The 17,616-nt window shown below is 59.2% G+C and carries 10 protein-coding genes; 4 read left to right on the top strand and 6 right to left on the bottom strand.

Annotated elements, in window-relative coordinates:
* Positions 1–7: 7 nt before the first annotated feature.
* Complete coding sequence (locus tag ACZZ0B_RS06355; RefSeq protein WP_463544622.1) at positions 8–3,301, top strand: DEAD/DEAH box helicase; 3,294 nt, start codon at positions 8–10, stop codon at positions 3,299–3,301.
* Positions 3,302–3,449: 148 nt separating this feature from the next.
* Here the strand turns inward: ACZZ0B_RS06355 and ACZZ0B_RS06360 are convergent, their stop codons facing one another.
* The 3 genes from ACZZ0B_RS06360 to mfd are packed head-to-tail and all read right to left on the bottom strand — an operon-like array spanning position 3,450 to position 10,178.
* The gene (locus ACZZ0B_RS06360; RefSeq protein WP_463544623.1) at positions 3,450–6,140 is read right to left on the bottom strand and encodes a DEAD/DEAH box helicase; all 2,691 of its coding nucleotides are present in this window, start codon (positions 6,138–6,140) and stop codon (positions 3,450–3,452) included.
* Positions 6,141–6,151: 11 nt separating this feature from the next.
* On the bottom strand, positions 6,152–6,718 hold the full coding sequence (locus tag ACZZ0B_RS06365) for a CsiV family protein (RefSeq protein WP_008082186.1): 567 nt from the start codon (positions 6,716–6,718) through the stop codon (positions 6,152–6,154).
* A 10-nt stretch (positions 6,719–6,728) separates the two neighbouring features.
* A complete protein-coding gene (mfd, locus tag ACZZ0B_RS06370; protein WP_463544624.1) occupies positions 6,729–10,178 on the bottom strand; it encodes a transcription-repair coupling factor in 3,450 nt (1,149 codons plus the stop codon).
* A gap of 354 nt (positions 10,179–10,532) precedes the next feature.
* On the opposite strand from mfd, the gene ACZZ0B_RS06375 reads away from it, so the two are divergent.
* Positions 10,533–11,996 (top strand): glyceraldehyde-3-phosphate dehydrogenase, encoded by a 1,464-nt coding sequence (locus ACZZ0B_RS06375; RefSeq protein ID WP_008082184.1) that lies wholly within the window; start codon positions 10,533–10,535, stop codon positions 11,994–11,996.
* A 219-nt stretch (positions 11,997–12,215) separates the two neighbouring features.
* Here the strand turns inward: ACZZ0B_RS06375 and tcuC are convergent, their stop codons facing one another.
* Entirely contained in the window at positions 12,216–13,517 is a 1,302-nt protein-coding gene (gene tcuC / locus ACZZ0B_RS06380; RefSeq protein WP_008087743.1) for an MFS transporter, read from the bottom strand.
* Between the two features lie 120 nt (positions 13,518–13,637).
* On the opposite strand from tcuC, the gene ACZZ0B_RS06385 reads away from it, so the two are divergent.
* Both ACZZ0B_RS06385 and sthA read left to right on the top strand, forming a co-directional pair.
* Positions 13,638–14,624: an FAD:protein FMN transferase gene (locus ACZZ0B_RS06385; RefSeq protein WP_463544625.1), complete on the top strand. Its 987-nt coding sequence runs from the start codon at positions 13,638–13,640 to the stop codon at positions 14,622–14,624.
* 197 nt (positions 14,625–14,821) lie between these two features.
* Positions 14,822–16,216 (top strand): Si-specific NAD(P)(+) transhydrogenase, encoded by a 1,395-nt coding sequence (sthA, locus tag ACZZ0B_RS06390; RefSeq protein ID WP_007984277.1) that lies wholly within the window; start codon positions 14,822–14,824, stop codon positions 16,214–16,216.
* 42 nt (positions 16,217–16,258) lie between these two features.
* On the opposite strand, the gene ACZZ0B_RS06395 is transcribed toward sthA, so the two are convergent.
* Both ACZZ0B_RS06395 and ACZZ0B_RS06400 read right to left on the bottom strand, forming a co-directional pair.
* A complete protein-coding gene (locus ACZZ0B_RS06395) occupies positions 16,259–16,981 on the bottom strand; it encodes a glycerophosphodiester phosphodiesterase (RefSeq protein ID WP_463544626.1) in 723 nt (240 codons plus the stop codon).
* 14 nt (positions 16,982–16,995) lie between these two features.
* Complete coding sequence (locus ACZZ0B_RS06400) at positions 16,996–17,577, bottom strand: PilZ domain-containing protein (RefSeq protein ID WP_463544627.1); 582 nt, start codon at positions 17,575–17,577, stop codon at positions 16,996–16,998.
* Positions 17,578–17,616 lie beyond the last annotated feature (39 nt).

Genomic DNA, 17,616 nt, shown 5'->3' on the forward strand with positions numbered 1-17,616 from the left:
GCCGCCAATGAGCATTTTCATCGAACAGCTCAAGTCATTGGCCTGGACTCAGGAATTCACTAGCACCGCGCTGGCCAAGGCTCGGGCTTATGCCGCCGAGGACCGGGTAGAGATCATCGAGATCGATGACAGAAAGATCGAGGCGTTTTGCGTCGGTTCGCAAGATCAGGCGTATGAACAAACCATTTACCTGTCTGAAGATCGGCTAGGTTCCGTCTATTTGCGTTGCCTGTGCACCTGTCCTGTCGCTATCGACTGCAAGCATTGCGCTGCGGTGCTTTATCACCTGCAGGGCAGTGATCATAGTGCGTCTGAAAGTGACGCACAGATCCCGTTGGGTCGGGCGCTGGAACATTGGCTTTCGACCATTCCCGTGCCGGCCAAACCTGCTGAAGAAGGCGCGCAAACCGCAGGCACGCGCCTGTTTTACAAGCTCAAGCCAACGCCTGTGAGCGGCAAGTGGCTGCTCGATATTTTCAAGGTTTCCCAGCTCAAGAGCGGCGAGTTACGCGAAGTCAAACCGATGTATTCGCTAGCGGAAATGCTCATGCGTCAGCCCGGCTACCTGTCCGAGCTGGATCTGCGCGTTGCCAGGCTGCTGGTTGCCATGCACTCTCACCACGCCTATTACAGCGGCTATCCGCTGGAAGGCAGCAGCGGCGCCGAACTGCTGGAAATGCTCCTGCGCACCTCGCGGCTGTTCCTCGATTTCGAGGATCTGCGACCGTTGGTGCCGGGCGCGAAGCGCATCGGTCAGTTCGCCTGGGCCGAGCAGGCCGACGGCGGTTTCCGCGCGCAGTGGAGCAGTGCCGAGGCTGCGCAGGAAACTGTGCTGGCGCTGGAGCCGCTTTATTACCTGGATCGTGAACAGCGGCAGATTGGCCCTCTGTTCAATGAGCTGGAAGAAAAACTGGCCAGCCATTTGACTCTGGCGCCGGACATTCCGGCGCGTCAGGCCATGCAGTTCAGCCATCGCATGAGCGCCGCGACGAGAATCCCGCCGCCACACCAACTGACCGAACGAATCATCGACGACGTACTACCGCAGCCACAACTGACTCTCGTCAGCGGTCGGGAGCGCTCGCGCTGGGAATACGTTCTGGAGCACCGCGCTGCCCTGGTGTTTACCTACAACGGCCAGCCGACGGTGGATCGCAACCCGGAAGTAATGATCCTCAACGGTACCGAAACCCAGCGCATTCAACGCCAGCCTGCGGTGGAAAAGAAACTGCGCCAGATCCTGCAAAAGCTCGGTTTCAAAAAAGCCACGCGCAAGAGCTCGCTGGATCGTCCCGGCGAGATGTTCACGTTGCCGGATGATTCCGCCTGGCTCGGGTTTATGCACGAAGGGCTTGCCACGTTGCGCGCCTCGAACTGGGAAGTGGAGATGAGTCCCGGCTTTCATTTCAATGTGCAACCGGTTGAGCATTGGTACGCCGAGGTCGAAGAAGAGTCTGGGCATCAGTGGTTTGACTTGCAGTTGGGTATCGTCGTCAATGGCCAGCGATATAGTTTGCTACCAATCCTTCTGCACTTGTTGCGCACCCAGCCGCGCTTGCTTGACCCGGTCAATCTGGCACAACGCAGCGATGACGAAAAACTCCTGATCGAACTGAAACCCAGCGGTTTTGGTGACTCTTCGGGCGCCAAGGTCGCGCTGCCGCTGAGTCGGGTCAAGCCGCTGATGGCCACGCTGGGCGAGTTGTACTTGGGCGGTCATCAGGGCGATGCACTGCGCTTGAGTGTCCCGGACGCCGCGCGCTTGAGTATGCTCGATGGCGTGCCGCTGGATTGGCAGGGGGGCGAGCGGCTGCGCACCTTCGCCAAGCGATTGCAGAATTCCAGTCACACCCACGTCGTTGCGCCGGCCGGTCTTAACGCGCAATTGCGCCCGTATCAGCTCGAAGGCCTGAACTGGATGCAGACCCTGCGCGAGCTTGAGGTCGGCGGCATTCTGGGCGATGACATGGGGCTGGGCAAAACCCTGCAAACCCTGGCGCATCTGCTTACGGAAAAACACGCCGGTCGCCTTGATTGCCCGGCTCTTGCGGTGATGCCGACCAGCCTGATTCCCAACTGGCTCGACGAGGCCGAGCGTTTCACCCCGCAGTTGAGAGTATTAGCGCTGCACGGCACTGGGCGGCAAAAGGATTTCGCTAATCTGGCCGAGTACGATCTGGTGCTGACCACTTACGCGTTGCTGCCGAGGGATCTCGAGGTTCTGCAGCCGCAGCTGTGGAGCGTGCTGATTCTCGACGAAGCGCAGAACATCAAAAATCCGATCAGCAAAGCGGCGCAAGCCGCGCGTGATCTGCAAGCCCGCCAGCGCTTGTGCCTGAGCGGCACGCCATTGGAAAACCACTTGGGCGAGCTGTGGTCGCAGTTTCATTTCCTCATGCCCGGTTGGCTTGGCGACAGCAAATCCTTCAATCGCGATTACCGCACGCCAATCGAAAAGCACGGCAATGTTCAGCGCATGCAGCACCTGACAGCGCGGATAAAACCGTTTTTGCTGCGCCGCAAGAAGGATCAGGTCGCCACCGAACTGCCGCCGAAGACCGAAATAGTCCATTGGGTTGATCTCAGCGACGGCCAGCGCGATGTCTATGAAACGGTTCGCGTGGCGATGGATAAAAAAGTCCGCGACGAAATTGCCCGTAGTGGTGTGGCGCGCAGTCAGATCATCATTCTCGATGCCTTGCTCAAGCTGCGGCAGGTCTGTTGCGACTTGCGCCTGATCAAGATGCCGCTGACGGCGAAGGCACTGCGCTCCGGCAGTGGCAAACTGGTCAGTTTGATGGAGATGCTCGAAGAGCTGCTCGGCGAAGGTCGCAGGATCCTGCTGTTCTCACAGTTCACCTCGATGCTGGCCTTGATCGAGGAAGAACTGCAGCAACGTGACATTGCCTATTCGCTGCTGACCGGTGAAACCACGGATCGGCGCACGCCGGTGAAGGATTTTCAGGGCGGCAAGGTGCCGTTGTTTCTGATCAGTCTCAAGGCCGGGGGTACTGGTTTGAATCTGACCGCAGCGGACACCGTGATCCACTTCGACCCTTGGTGGAACCCCGCAGTGGAGAATCAGGCGACGGATCGTGCGTATCGAATCGGGCAAAACAACCCGGTGTTCGTTTACAAGCTGATCGCTCGCGGCACGGTGGAGGAGAAAATCCAGGCGTTGCAGCAGGAGAAAGCAGCGTTGGCCGGTGCGGTGCTTGAAGGTGGGACGACGGGTGGCTGGAAGCTGGAGCAGAGTGACATCGAAGCGCTGTTTGCGCCGTTGCCTGTTGCCAAGGGCTGAGCCCTAAGTAATAGAGCAATATCTGATGGTCCCATCGCTGGCAAGCCAGCTCCCACAGGGTTGTGAGTCGTACACAAAACTGTGTTTCAACTCGATACCTGTGGGAGCTGGCTTGCCAGCGATGGCTATCTAACAGGCGACGCAGGTCTCAACGCTTGTCGAGCTTGTCCGGCAACGGCGCAAACAACGCTTCAATATCATCACTCTGCAACTTCCAGTCCCCAGCCTTGCGCCCATCCAGTACGCCTGCCGCCAGGTCGGATTTTTCCTTTTGCAGGTGCTGAATCTTCTCTTCTACCGTGCCCCGGGCAATCATTTTGTAAACGAACACCGGCTTCTCCTGACCAATCCGGTACGCACGATCCGTCGCCTGATTCTCGGTCGCCGGGTTCCACCACGGGTCGTAGTGAATCACCGTGTCCGCTTCCGTCAGGTTCAAGCCAACACCGCCGGCCTTCAAGCTGATCAGAAAGATCTGACGCTTGCCGCTCTGGAATTCCTTCACCGGTGTACGCCGATCGCGGGTCTGGCCGGTCAACAGCGCGTAGGAAACGTTCCGTTTTTTCAGCTCTGCTTCGATCAAGGCCAGCATCGAGGTGAACTGCGAAAACAGCAAAATCCGCCGTCCTTCCTCAAATAATTCCTCAAGCATTTCCATCAGGCTGTCGAGCTTGCCCGAAGTGCTGCCGCGAGCGGGCAGGGTGGCGTCGTTGACCAGGCGCAAATCACAGCAAACCTGACGCAGCTTCAACAGCGCTTCAAGAATGATGATCTGACTGCGTGCCACGCCTTTGCGGGTGATCTCGTCGCGGACTTTCTTGTCCATCGCCAAACGCATGGTTTCGTATACATCGCGTTGCGCTTCGTTGAGATCGACCCAATGGATGATCTCGGTTTTCGGCGGCAACTCGGTGGCGACCTGCTCTTTGGTGCGGCGCAGCAGGAACGGTTTTATCCTACCGTTGAGGTGCTGAAGTCTGACTTCACTGCCGCGCTTTTCAATCGGCACACGGTAATCGGCGTTGAAGCTTTTCACGTCGCCGAGCCAGCCCGGCAGCAGGAAGTGAAACAGCGACCACAGCTCACCGAGGTGGTTTTCCAGGGGCGTACCGCTGAGGCACAGGCGCTGACGTGCATTAAGCTCGCGCGCGGCTTGAGCGGCTTTGCTGTTCGGATTTTTGATGTACTGCGCCTCATCCAGCACCAGTACATGCAGCGGCTGCTTGGCCAAACGTTCGACGTCTTTGGGCAGCAGCGCGTAGGTGGTGAGGATCAGGTCGAAATCGGCCAGATTATCGAAATGCTTTTTACGAGTGGCGCCGTACAGCGCGACCACTTTCAGCTGCGGCGTGAAGTGTGCCGCCTCATCCAGCCAGTTCGGAATCAGACTGGTCGGCATCACCACCATGCACGGGCGATCGAGGCGCCCGGCGATTTTCTCACTGAGAATATGCGCCAGGGTCTGTAGGGTTTTACCCAAACCCATGTCATCCGCAAGAATCCCGCCGACTTCCAGTTGCCGCAGCGATTGCATCCAGCTCAGGCCTTCGAGCTGATAAGGGCGCAGCGTCGCGTTCAGTCCTTCCGGTGCTTCAGCGCTGAAGTCACGAATGTCGCGCAAGCGTTGGGCGAACGTGCGGATCTGCTCGCCGCCCTCCCACAGCAGCGGCAGGCCTTCCAGCGAGTTGAGGCGTGTGGCGTCGGCCTTGCTCAGGCGCAGGGTGGTTTCGCCCGGCTCCTGCAAATAGAACTCGCCGAGCGTCATCAATACCGGTTTCAACCGGCCCAGCGGTAAAGCAACTTGCAGCGGCCCGTGCTCAATATTGCGTTGCGGCACGTTGACCAGAATCAGCTCGTCATCGCGACGGCGCGCAAGGCGTTCCGGATTGAGGATTTCCGCGTGCGAGCGCATCAGATTGAGCAGGATCGGCAGCAGACTCAGGCGCTCGCCGTTGACGATGATCCCCAGCTCCAGATCAAACCAGTCGCGCTCCGGCGCCTGCTCGACCGTGGCGTACCAGTCATCCACGGCAGTCAGGTCAAAGCCAAACTCCTCGTCGATCTGCAATTCCCAGCCTTGGGTGCGCAGCTTCGGCAAATCGTTGAGGGTAAACGTCAGCCAGGCGCTGTCGTTGACCATCTCGTACAGCTCGCCCGCGCTTTCCGGCAGCGCTTTGCTCTGCCGCGTGGCGATACGAAAGCCGAGGATTCTTAACTGTTCGCGGTAGGACTGTTCGACTTCCGGGTGACGTTTTATCCGCAGGGTCTGGGTTTCCTGACGGATCAGGATGTCGCTGTTTTTCTGCCCGCTGACGTACTCATCCAGATAGTTGAACGACAGCGCCGCGCGGTGCTGAATATAACGCTGCATCTTGCCGTTGCGCGGTTCGAACGCGCTGAACTCGACGCTGGCCAGCCACAGCCGCGGCATCGGCTGCACGTTGTCGACCAGCACTTGCGGCGGTGCTTTCGGACCCCGGTTTTCCAGCACGGCTTGAAGTTTCTCCAACAGTTCGGCGTCTTTGGCGGCGGCGGGGTAATCGAGGGTTTCCTGCACTTTCAGCAACACCGCTGCGCAGTGTTTGCAGTTGCTGCGCACCGGGCAGGTACAGCCGGCATCGACCAGCAGCAAAGTGCCTTTGGCTGACTCGCGAAGATGAATCGTCTGACGATAAACGTTACCGCCAGAGCCTTCGCAACTGGCGGTGATCGTTGCATCGCCGACCTGGGCGATGCGTACCCGGTTTTCCAGGGCGTAGCGGCGGCCACGCTCCAGGCTCTGTTCCTTGAATCGGCTGACCCAGGAGGGCGCCAACGGTTTACTCAGCGGCGGGTTCATAAGGACTTCGATCAGTCCGGAATCGCTTCAGGCGCTTCCCGTGGCGCAGGTGCGGTCAGGGAAGTGATCTTGATCAGCAGCGCCAGATGGCCGTTGTCGAGATAGTTGAGTTGGCCGTTCTTGGTGTGGCTGTCCTGTTTCAAGCGTTCACTGGCGGTGACCAGGCCGTTGCTGTCGATCTGATTGACCCAGAAATCGGCCGCGACGTCGGTGAAACGCCCGAGCTTCATCTCCAGCGTGCCCTCGATCGGGAACTGGCCGTACTGCTCCTGACCGTCGCTGACCGCGACTTTCGCTGGCGCTTCACCGAGGGTTTGCTGCCAGGCTTTGTGCATCAGCACGCTGTAGTCGCCGCTGGCGGTGAGTTTTGTGACAACGTCATTCAACGCCGGCGTGCGCTGGCTGCCTTCGGCCAGGCGCTGGGCGCCAGCGGCCCAGTCTTCCGGCGCGGCACGGCTGACGATGGCCGGCACGGCGTTCTGGCGCACCAGAATCATTTCGACCTGATACAGGTCATCGGCGAAAACCGAAGGTGCTACCAGGGTGAGTAGCAAAGTCAGCGAGCGAAACAGGCGCATGCGGCGTCCTTTAAACAGATTTCGGGAGGAGGCGCTCAAACAGCGCCTCTACAGTATTAAAGCGCTCTTCCGGGCGTTCCATCGGCACCTGGAACTTGAACATCGTGGCGCCTTCGAATTTGTAGCGTTTCGGCTGGCTCTGGATCAGTTTGATCAACGTCATCGGATCGACCGGCGTCTGCGCTTCGAACTCGATGCGCCCACCTTGCGGGCCGCCATCGACCTTTTTGATGCCCAACTGCTCAGCCTGCAACTTCAAGGCTGTGATGCGCACAAGATTTTTCGTCGGTTCCGGCAACAAGCCAAAGCGGTCGATCATCTCGACTTGCAGATCCTTCAGGCCTTCCTCGTCGGTCGCTGAAGCAATGCGCTTGTACAGAATCAGACGGGCGTGAACGTCCGGCAGATAATCTTCCGGAATCAGCGCCGGCACGCGCAGATTGACCTCCGGGCCACCGCCGAGCGGTTGATCGAGGTTCGGTTGCTCGCCCTTGCGGATCGATTTTACCGCGCGCTCGAGCATCTCCATGTACAGCGTGAAACCGACGGCTTGAATCTGCCCGCTCTGGCCATCGCCGAGCAGTTCGCCAGCGCCACGGATTTCCAGGTCGTTGGTGGCCAGTACGAAGCCGGCGCCGAGATCCTGAGTATTGGCGATCGCCTCCAGACGCTTTTCCGCGTCCGAAGTGATTTGCTGGCGCGGCGGCGTCAGCAAGTAGGCATACGCCTGGTGGTGACTGCGGCCGACACGGCCACGCAACTGATGCAGTTGCGCCAGGCCGAATTTGTCAGCGCGCTCGATGATAATGGTGTTGGCGCTCGGTACGTCGATGCCGGTCTCGATGATGGTCGAAGCGATCAGCACGTTGAAACGCTTGTGATAGAAGTCGCTCATCACCTGTTCGAGTTCGCGCTCGCGCATCTGCCCGTGACCGATGCCGATACGTGCTTCCGGCACCAGTTCGGCGAGGTCGGCGGCGCATTTCTCGATGGTTTTCACATCGTTGTGCAAGTAATAAACCTGACCGCCGCGCAGCAGTTCGCGGAGCAGGGCCTCTTTGACCGTGCTCTTGTTCTGCTCCATGACGAAGGTGCGCACCGACAGGCGTCGCGCCGGCGGTGTGGCGATGATCGACAAATCGCGCATGCCCGACACCGCCATGTTCAGCGTGCGCGGAATCGGCGTGGCGGTCAGTGTGAGGATGTCGACTTCGCTGCGCAGGGCCTTGAGCTGTTCTTTCTGGCGGACACCGAAGCGGTGTTCTTCGTCGATGATCACCAGCCCGAGGTTTTTGATTTTCACGTCATCGGACAGCAGTTTGTGCGTGCCGATGACGATGTCGATCTTGCCTTCCGCCAGATCGGCAATCGCCGCACTCACTTCCTTGGCCGATTTGAAGCGGCTCATCACTTCCACGCTCACCGGCCAGTCGGCGAAGCGGTCGCGGAAGCTGTTGTAGTGTTGCTGGGCGAGCAGGGTGGTTGGCACCAGAATCGCCACTTGGCGGCCGCCGTGTACGGCGATGAATGCCGCGCGCATGGCCACTTCGGTCTTGCCGAAACCGACGTCGCCGCAGACCAGACGATCCATCGGTTTCGGCGCGAGCATGTCGGCGCGCACGGCTTCGATGGTGGTTTGTTGATCCGGAGTTTCTTCGAACGGGAAACCGGCGCTGAATGTCGCGTAATCGGCTTTCGGGTCGGCGAACGCATAACCTTCGCGAGCGGCGCGGCGGGCGTAGATGTCGAGCAATTCAGCAGCGACGTCACGCACTTGTTCGGCGGCTTTGCGCTTGGCTTTCTGCCAGGTCTCGGAGCCGAGGCGGTGCAGCGGGGCCAGCGAATCGTCACTGCCGGTGTAGCGCGCGATCAGATGCAGGTTGGCCACCGGCACGTAGAGCTTGGCGTTCTCGGCGTATTCGAGGGTGAGGAATTCGGCAGCTTGATCTTCGATTTCCAGAATGGTCAGGCCGAGATAGCGACCGACGCCGTGATCGATGTGCACCACCGGTGCGCCTTCACGCAACTCGGTAAGGTTCTTGATCACTGCATCATTGTTGCCGTCGGCACGTTTCTCGCGGCGACGACGCTGCATGACACGTTGGCCGAACAGCGGACTTTCAGCGACCAGCGCCAGCGCCGGATCGTCGAGCATCAGGCCTTCGTCGAGCGGGGCAATGGTGATCGCCAGACGATCCTTGCTCGCGACGAAGTCCGGCCAGCTGTCGACGGTTTTCGGCCGCAGCTTCAGACGTTCGAGCAACTCCAGCAGCACTTCGCGACGGCCCGCGGATTCAGCAGTGAACAGCACGCGCCCGGGGAATTCATCGAGGAAGCCAGCCAGCGCTGCCAGCGGTTGCGTGGCTTTTGCTTCGATTGCCAGATTCGGCAAGGCTTGCGCCGGGAAGCGCTCGCGACCGGCGCCGGTCTCGACGTCTTGCTGACTGGCAACCACTCGCGGCCAGCTCTTCAGGCGGGCGAAGCAGTCTTCCACCGGCAGGAACAATTCGGCGGGTGGCAATAAAGGACGCGATGGATCGACGCGGCGCTCTTCATAACGATTACGCACGTCGTTCCAGAAATTCTCCGCCGCTTGCTCGATGCCCGGCAGCGAGAACACTTGCGTGTCCTGCGGCAGGTAATCGAACAGGGTCGAGGTTTCGTCGAAGAACAGCGGCAGGTAGTACTCGATACCGGCCGGAGTAATCCCGCTGCTCAGATCCTGAAAGATCGGGCAGCGCCGGAAGTCGACGTCGAAACGCTCGCGAAAGCGCGCCTTGAAGCGGGTGACCGCGTCTTTCTGCAACGGGAATTCACGCGCCGGCAGCAGCTTGACCGAGTCGACCTTGTCGATGGAGCGCTGGTTTTCCGGGTCGAAAGTGCGCAGGGTTTCGATTTCGTCATCGAACAGGTCGATGCGATACGGCAACTTGCTGCCCATCGGGAACATGTCGATCAGCGCGCCGCGTACGGTGAATTCGCCGTGCTCATACACCGTGTCGACGTAGCGATAGCCGCTGGCTTCGAGGCGCGAGCGCATCTGTTCAACGTCGAGCTTCTGCCCGACATCCAGCACCAGGCTGCTGCCGAGCAGGAATTTGGTCGGCGCCAGACGATGCAGGGCCGTGGTGATCGGCACCACCAGCACGCCATGTTCCAGTTCCGGCAGCCTATACAGGCTGGCGATGCGCTGGGAAATGATGTCCTGATGCGGCGAGAACAGGTCGTAGGGCAGGGTTTCCCAGTCGGGGAAATGCAGAACGGGCAAATCCGGGGCGAAGAAACTCAGCTCCTGTTCCAGTCGTTCAGCGCTTTGGCTGTCGGCGGTCAGTAGCAGGGTGAAGCGCTTGGCAGCGCTGGCAGCCTCGGCAATCGCCAGACTGAGGGCAGCGCCGGGCAAATTGCCCCAATGCTGTTTACCTGCCTCGGCAGGGAGTTGCGGTAGACGCAGAACGGGCACGGAAGGTTGAGCTCCAGGCTTTGCGACAAAGTCGGTAATTGTAGCGGCGTCCGGTGTCGCCTGTCAGTTGCAGACTGTGTCTATCTTCGCTGTTTCGGCGAAATGTAGTGGTAACCATAAAAAGCAGGCGTTTTTTAGCGATTATGTAGTGCCAAAATTGGCTCGTGTTACGGAGGGTTACAGACATCGTCTAACAGTCGACGAAAAATTGACAGCGCTGGAAGCCGCGTATTTACTGGGCTGGCGCGAGGCGTGATTTTTTTGAAAGGAATTTTGTTACCGATTTCGCGACAAGCGCGCATTGCTGAATGAGGTTGTGGGCGGCATAATGTAGCCCCTTTTTTCTGCCCCTACATGTGGAAGGTTACCGTGACTCAGAAGCCCGACCAGTGTCTTGGTGAATGGATCGACCGTGAAGCACTCGCAGAAGCGATGATTCCGCTTATCGGTCAGCTCTACCGCAATAACAACGTGGTGAGCTCGATCTATGGCCGCAGCCTGATCAACCAGTCTGTCATCGCGATTCTCAAAGCTCACCGCTTTGCGCGCCACCGTTCTTCCGACGACAGCGAACTCTCCGTCCACGAAACATTCCCACTGCTCAAAGCCATGAGCGAGCTCAAGCTCGGCGCGGCTTCGGTAGATCTGGGCAAGTTGGCGTTCAAATTCCGCAACGAAGGCAATGGCCGCAGCGCCGAGCAATTCGTTCGTGAAGAAATGGCTGATGTGGTTGGCCAGCAAAACGCTTCCGCACGTAAAGGCACCGACGTTGTGCTGTACGGCTTCGGTCGTATCGGCCGTCTGCTGGCGCGCATCCTGATCGAGAAAACCGGTGGTGGCGACGGTCTGCGTCTGCGTGCCATCGTCGTGCGCAAAGGCGCCGACAACGACCTGACCAAACGCGCCAGCCTGCTGCGTCGCGATTCGGTACACGGTTCGTTCAACGGCACCATCACCATCGACGAAGAAAACAACACCATCACCGCCAACGGTAACCTGATCCAGGTGATCTACGCGAAGAACCCGACTGAGGTGGATTACACCCAGTACGGCATCAAAGACGCGCTGCTGGTGGACAACACCGGTGTATGGCGTGACGCCGATGGCCTGGGCCAGCACTTGCAGTGCCCGGGTATCGACCGCGTTGTTCTGACCGCGCCTGGCAAAGGCAAGCTGAAGAACATCGTTCACGGCATCAACCACGGTGAAATCACCGCTGATGACAAGATCGTCTCCGCCGCTTCCTGCACCACCAACGCCATCGTGCCGGTGCTGAAAGCTGTGAATGACAAGTTCGGCATCATCAACGGTCACGTCGAAACCGTTCACTCGTACACCAACGACCAGAACCTGATCGACAACTTCCACAAAGGCGATCGCCGTGGTCGTAGCGCCGCGCTGAACATGGTTATCACCGAGACCGGTGCTGCCACCGCTGCTGCCAAGGCCCTGCCTGAGCTGGCCGGCAAGCTGACCGGTAACGCGATCCGTGTTCCAACGCCTAACGTGTCGATGGCCATTCTCAACCTCAACCTTGAGAAAGCCGCCACCCGTGAAGAGATGAACGAGTACCTGCGCTACATGGCGCTGCACTCCGATCTGCACAAGCAAATCGACTTCGTTAACTCGCAGGAAGTGGTTTCGACTGACTTCGTGGGTTCGCGTCACGCCGGTGTGGTCGATGCTGAAGCAACCATCGTTCAGGACAACCGCGTTGTTCTGTACGTCTGGTACGACAACGAGTTCGGTTACAGCTGCCAGGTGATCCGCGTGATGGAAGACATGGCTGATGTGAATCCGCCAGCGTTCCCGCGCTAAGCGATAGCTGCACATGAAAACGCCCCGACTTTGGTCGGGGCGTTTTTGTTTGGGGGAAGATCAAAAGATCGCATTGATTCTGTAGGAGCTGCCGAAGGCTGCGATCTTTGCTTTATGCCCTCATCGCTGGCAAGCCAGCTCCCACAGGTTTCTTGGTGAATTGCACAATTGCGTTAACACCCGAAACCCTGTGGGAGCTGGCTTGCCAGCGATAGCGTCCTATCGGGCGCCACCAGGGATGGCTGCTTGCGCCGTGCGCAGTTCATGCTTGTTGCCACGAAACAGTACCAACGTTGCAATCAACCCCAGTACCGCCGCGCCACTGAGCCAGATCCCCGGCGCAGCCTTGTTATCCAGCACATGAATCAGGTACGTACACGCCGCCGGCGTAAACCCGCCGAACGTCGCCGTCGCCAGGCTGTAGGCCAAAGAGAACCCCGTTGTGCGCACTTCCACCGGCATGATCTCGGTCAGCGCCACCACCATCGCGCCGTTGTACGAGCCGTACAGGAACGACAGCCACAACTCGACGATCAGCAAATGGCTGAAGCTCGGATTCGCCACCAGCCACGACAGGGCAGGGTAAGCGGTAAGAATCGCCAGAATCGTCGCCGCCAGCAGTAGGGGTTTGCGCCCGATCTTGTCAGACACCGAGCCCATCACCGGCAACCAGAAGAAATTCGACAGGCCGATACACACCGTCACCAGCAACGCATCGAAATCCGACAAGTGCAGCTCGGCCTTGCCGAAGGTCGGGGTGTACGCGGTGATCAGATAGAAGGAAACCGTAGTCATCACCACCAGCGCCATGCCAGCGATGACGATGCCAAAATTCTGACCGATCGAGCGGACAATTTCCCGCAAGGTAGGGCGATGTTTCCGCGCCTGGAATTCCGGGGTTTCTTCCAGCGAACGACGAATGACGAAAATCACCGGCACAATCATGCAGCCGATCAGGAATGGCACGCGCCAGCCCCAGTCACCCATTTGCTCGGGGCTCAGCCAGTGGTTGAGGCCGACACCGAGCAAACCGGCGAATACCACCGCCGCTTGCTGGCTGGCGGACTGCCAACTGACAAAGAAGCCCTTGCGGCCCGGCGTGGCGATTTCTGCCAGATACACCGACACGCCGCCCAGCTCCACGCCCGCCGAGAAACCTTGCAGCAAACGGCCGAACAGCACTAATAGTGGCGCAGCGACCCCAAGCGTGGCGTACCCCGGCACGCAGGCAATCAGTACAGTGCCGGCCGCCATCAACGCCAGCGTTATGATCAGACCCTGGCGACGACCGTGACGGTCGATGTAGGCGCCGAGGAAGATCGCCCCCAGCGGTCGCATCAGGAAACCGGCACCAAAGGTCGCCAGCGAAAGCATCAGTGAAGCGAAGGCGCTGTCGGTGGGGAAGAAGGTTTTGGCGATGGCCGTGGCGTAGAAGCCGTAGACCATGAAGTCGAACATTTCGAGGAAGTTGCCGCTGACAACGCGGAAGATCGCTTTGCCTTTGCCCGTGGTGGAGGACATGTTCAGGTACTCACTATTGGATTTTGTATAAAGATGTTGCAGATCCTTTAATTCATAATGGCCGCCGTGGTTTTACGGAGAGATGAATAATTGTTCACTGGACGGTTGCTTGGGCTTGTGATGCTGGCTGGCATATTGGCTGGCTGCGGCAATGGCGATTCCATGGAAAGCTTTGGCGGGCCAACCATGGGCAGCACGTATTCGATCAAGTACGTGCGTCACGCTGGCATGCCTGAATCAACGCAGGTTCGCAGTGAAGTGGAGGGCATCCTCGGCGAAGTCGATCGGCAGCTGTCCACCTATCGCAACGATTCGGACATCGAACGCTTCAACGCTTTGCCCGCCAATAGCTGTCAGAAGATGCCCGCATCGGTACTCGAATTGATCCGCGTCGGCGAACAACTGTCAGTGCAAAGCGAAGGTTCCTACGACCTCACTGTCGAGCCGCTGATGAATCTCTGGGGTTTCGGTCCGCAAGGTCGTGAAGAGAAAGTCCCTGATGCCGCCGTACTGGCAGAGGTGATGCCGCGGGTTGGCCATCAGCATCTGCGCATCAATGGCGATCAACTGTGTAAAGACGCCGCTGTCGAAGTCGACTTCAACAGCATCGCCGCCGGTTATGCCGTCGACACCATCGCCGCCAGGCTCGCCGCGCTGGGCGTTCACGATTACCTGGCTGAAGCCACGGGCGAATTAAAGGCCAAAGGCAAAAAACTCGACGGCTCAGCTTGGCGCATTGCCTTGGAACAACCCCGCGACGATCAACAAATCGCCGAGCGCATCATCAATGTCGATGGCTATGGCGTCTCGACCTCCGGCGACTACCGCAACTATTTCCTGCAGGACGGTCGGCGTTATTCCCACACCTTCGATGCGCGTACCGGTGCGCCCGTCCTACATGACCTGGCGTCAGTCACGGTGATTCATCCTTCAACGTTGATGGCCGATGGACTATCGACGCTGTTGCTTATTCTCGGCCCCGAAAGGGCGTGGGACTATGCCGAAAAACATGACATTGGTGCATTCTTTGTGATTCGTGCCGATACAGGTTTTATCGTCCGCACCAACAAGGCTTTCGAGCGCCTCAGTGGCGAAAAAACTGACTGAGAACAATACGAAAGCTGGCGTTGTAGTGCAGGCAAAAGTAGCCTACGACGCGACCAAGGGTTAATGTGCGCGGCGTTGACGCTTCTATAGACTGTGTCCGGGTTCTTGATTGACCCCCAATTGTTCCTTCGCGCCGCCGTTCGGCGTGATTTAGCCGCCGGTGCTGCTGGCACCGCGGCCTGTTCTGAGGAGTACGCATGGCTGTCTACAACTACGACGTGGTGGTGCTGGGTTCCGGCCCGGCGGGAGAAGGCGCGGCAATGAACGCCGCCAAAGCAGGGCGCAAGGTCGCGATGGTCGACAGCCGTCGCCAGGTCGGCGGCAACTGCACCCACCTCGGTACCATCCCGTCCAAGGCACTGCGTCACTCGGTGCGGCAGATCATGCAGTTCAACACCAATCCTATGTTCCGGGCGATCGGCGAGCCACGCTGGTTCTCCTTCCCGGACGTGTTGAAAAGCGCCGAGAAAGTCATTTCCAAACAAGTCGCTTCGCGTACCGGCTACTACGCCCGTAACCGCGTCGACGTGTTCTTCGGTACCGGCAGCTTCGCTGACGAGCAAACCATCGAAGTGGTCTGCGCCAACGGCGTGGTCGAAAAACTGGTGGCCAAGCACATCATCATTGCCACCGGCTCGCGTCCTTATCGCCCGGCGGACATCGATTTCCACCACCCGCGTATCTACGATAGCGACACCATCCTCAGCCTCGGCCACACCCCGCGCAAACTGATCGTTTACGGCGCCGGCGTGATCGGTTGCGAATACGCGTCGATTTTCAGCGGTCTGGGTGTACTGGTTGAGCTGGTCGACAACCGTGGTCAGTTGCTGAGCTTCCTCGACTCGGAAATCTCCCAGGCGTTGAGCTACCACTTCAGCAATAACAACATCACCGTGCGCCACAACGAAGACTACGACCGCGTAGAAGGCGTGGACAACGGCGTGATTCTGCACCTGAAGTCGGGCAAGAAGATCAAGGCCGACGCCTTGCTCTGGTGCAACGGCCGTACCGGTAACACCGACCAGTTGGGCCTGGAAAACATCGGCGTCAAGGTCAACAGCCGTGGCCAGATCGAAGTCGACGAGGCTTACCGCACCTGCGTGCCGAACATCTACGGTGCCGGTGACGTGATCGGCTGGCCGAGCCTGGCCAGTGCCGCCCATGACCAGGGCCGTTCGGCCGCTGGCAGCATCGTTGATAACGGTAGCTGGCGCTTTGTGAATGACGTGCCGACCGGCATCTACACCATTCCGGAGATCAGCTCGATCGGCAAGAACGAGCAGGAACTGACTCAGGCCAAAGTGCCGTACGAAGTCGGCAAGGCGTTCTTCAAGAGCATGGCGCGTGCACAGATCGCCGGCGAGCCGCAAGGCATGCTGAAGATCCTGTTCCACCGTGAAACCCTGGAAGTGCTGGGTGTTCACTGCTTCGGTTATCAGGCGTCGGAGATCGTTCACATCGGTCAGGCGATCATGAACCAGCCGGGCGAACTGAACACCCTGAAGTACTTCGTCAACACCACGTTCAACTACCCGACCATGGCCGAAGCCTATCGGGTAGCGGCGTACGACGGCCTCAACCGGCTTTTTTGACGGGCTCCGGCCGGTGGCCTGAGCCGGCCGGGGAGACCGATTTCAGCAATTCTCGAGCGTGGCAGTGGCCAAACCGGGAAAGTCTGTAATCAGGCTGTCAACGCCGAAGTCGGCGAGTCTGCGCATCAGCGCAGGCTCGTTGACGGTCCATACCGACACATGCAGCCCCTGACGCTGCGCCTTCTGCAGGCGTTCCGGCGTGCACAGCGTCCAGTTCAACGCAAGAAACTCACAGCCATAACTAGCCGCGACCTTCAACGGGTCGAGCCAGGCGTATTCGGCCACCAGTCCGCGCGACACGTCCGGCACCAGATCCAGCGCTGCTTTCAAAACTTCCCGCGAGCTCGAGGTGATTGTCACCTTGTCGAGCAGGCCGTGGCGTTGGGCCATTTCACGAATCGCCAGCACCGTGGTTGCGGCGCGGGTGCGTGAAGCGCTCTTGACTTCCAATTGCCAGTGCTCGAAATCGCATTGCTCGAACAACTCTTCCAGCGTCGGAATCGGGCACGGCTTGATCCAGCCCGGGCCACCCTTGCGCGCATCGTAGGTCACCAGCTCGGCGGCGGTGTGCTCGACGACTTTGCCGCGCCGATCCGTGGTGCGTTTGAGGGTCGGGTCGTGGATGACCATCAACTCGCCGTCCTTGGACAGGTGCAGATCGAGTTCGCAACGGCGCACGCCGTGCTTGAGACATTCCTGAAAACTGCTCAGGGTGTTTTCCGGTGCTTCGCCCTTGGCGCCGCGGTGGCCGTAGATGAGGGTCACGGTTCTTCCTTAAATTAAATGCCTGATTCGTTCTGTTCGCGGGCCAGTCGTCGTTCCTGGGCCTGCTTCTGCAAGATATAGCGGGCGAGCAACTGGCGCTGGGCGTCGGTCAAGTGTTCGAACTCGGTGCCGACGTCATAACCGTCGCCCTTGCGGTCGCAATGGGTGACACGGGCGCGCAGCAGCAGGCCGAGCGCTTGCGGCATCAGCACCAGTTTCACCGACAGGTGGGTGCCGGCGGCAATCGGCGTCGGGTGCTGGAAGTCGATCCCGCCTTCGGAAATGATCACGGGTTGCGGCTCGCCAATGTGGCCGAGCACGGTCAGGGCGACCACCTGGCTGAGCAGGTCGATGCGTTTGTTCTGCGATTTGAGGAACGCGGCGATGGCCCGGTCGCGCTCGCTGATCTGCCGCAACAAGTGCTGCGACTCGAATTCGCTCAGGTGCAGTTCGCTGAGCAGGTTGAACAGTGGGGAAGCATCCTGCAACACTTCCTGGCCTGCGGCTTCGGGAGCGGACAGGGGCCGAATTTCCAGTGCGATCGTGTCCTCGATACGGTAGTATTCGCGGCGATCTTCTTCATCTAATGTCGACATGGCGAACCCATGGTAGCGGCGGTGGTCTGAGTGTAAAGC

This window comes from Pseudomonas sp. AC247, assembly GCF_979258015.1.

What these genes read in the sequence shown, in the direction of transcription:
- ACZZ0B_RS06355 (WP_463544622.1), top strand. Translation starts at nt 8, where the DNA reads ATGAGCATTTTCATCGAACAGCTCAAGTCATTGGCCTGGACTCAGGAA.
- ACZZ0B_RS06360 (WP_463544623.1), bottom strand. Translation starts at nt 6,140, where the DNA reads ATGAACCCGCCGCTGAGTAAACCGTTGGCGCCCTCCTGGGTCAGCCGA.
- ACZZ0B_RS06365 (WP_008082186.1), bottom strand. Translation starts at nt 6,718, where the DNA reads ATGCGCCTGTTTCGCTCGCTGACTTTGCTACTCACCCTGGTAGCACCT.
- ACZZ0B_RS06375 (WP_008082184.1), top strand. Translation starts at nt 10,533, where the DNA reads ATGTGGAAGGTTACCGTGACTCAGAAGCCCGACCAGTGTCTTGGTGAA.
- tcuC (WP_008087743.1), bottom strand. Translation starts at nt 13,517, where the DNA reads ATGTCCTCCACCACGGGCAAAGGCAAAGCGATCTTCCGCGTTGTCAGC.
- ACZZ0B_RS06385 (WP_463544625.1), top strand. Translation starts at nt 13,638, where the DNA reads ATGCTGGCTGGCATATTGGCTGGCTGCGGCAATGGCGATTCCATGGAA.
- sthA (WP_007984277.1), top strand. Translation starts at nt 14,822, where the DNA reads ATGGCTGTCTACAACTACGACGTGGTGGTGCTGGGTTCCGGCCCGGCG.
- ACZZ0B_RS06400 (WP_463544627.1), bottom strand. Translation starts at nt 17,577, where the DNA reads ATGTCGACATTAGATGAAGAAGATCGCCGCGAATACTACCGTATCGAG.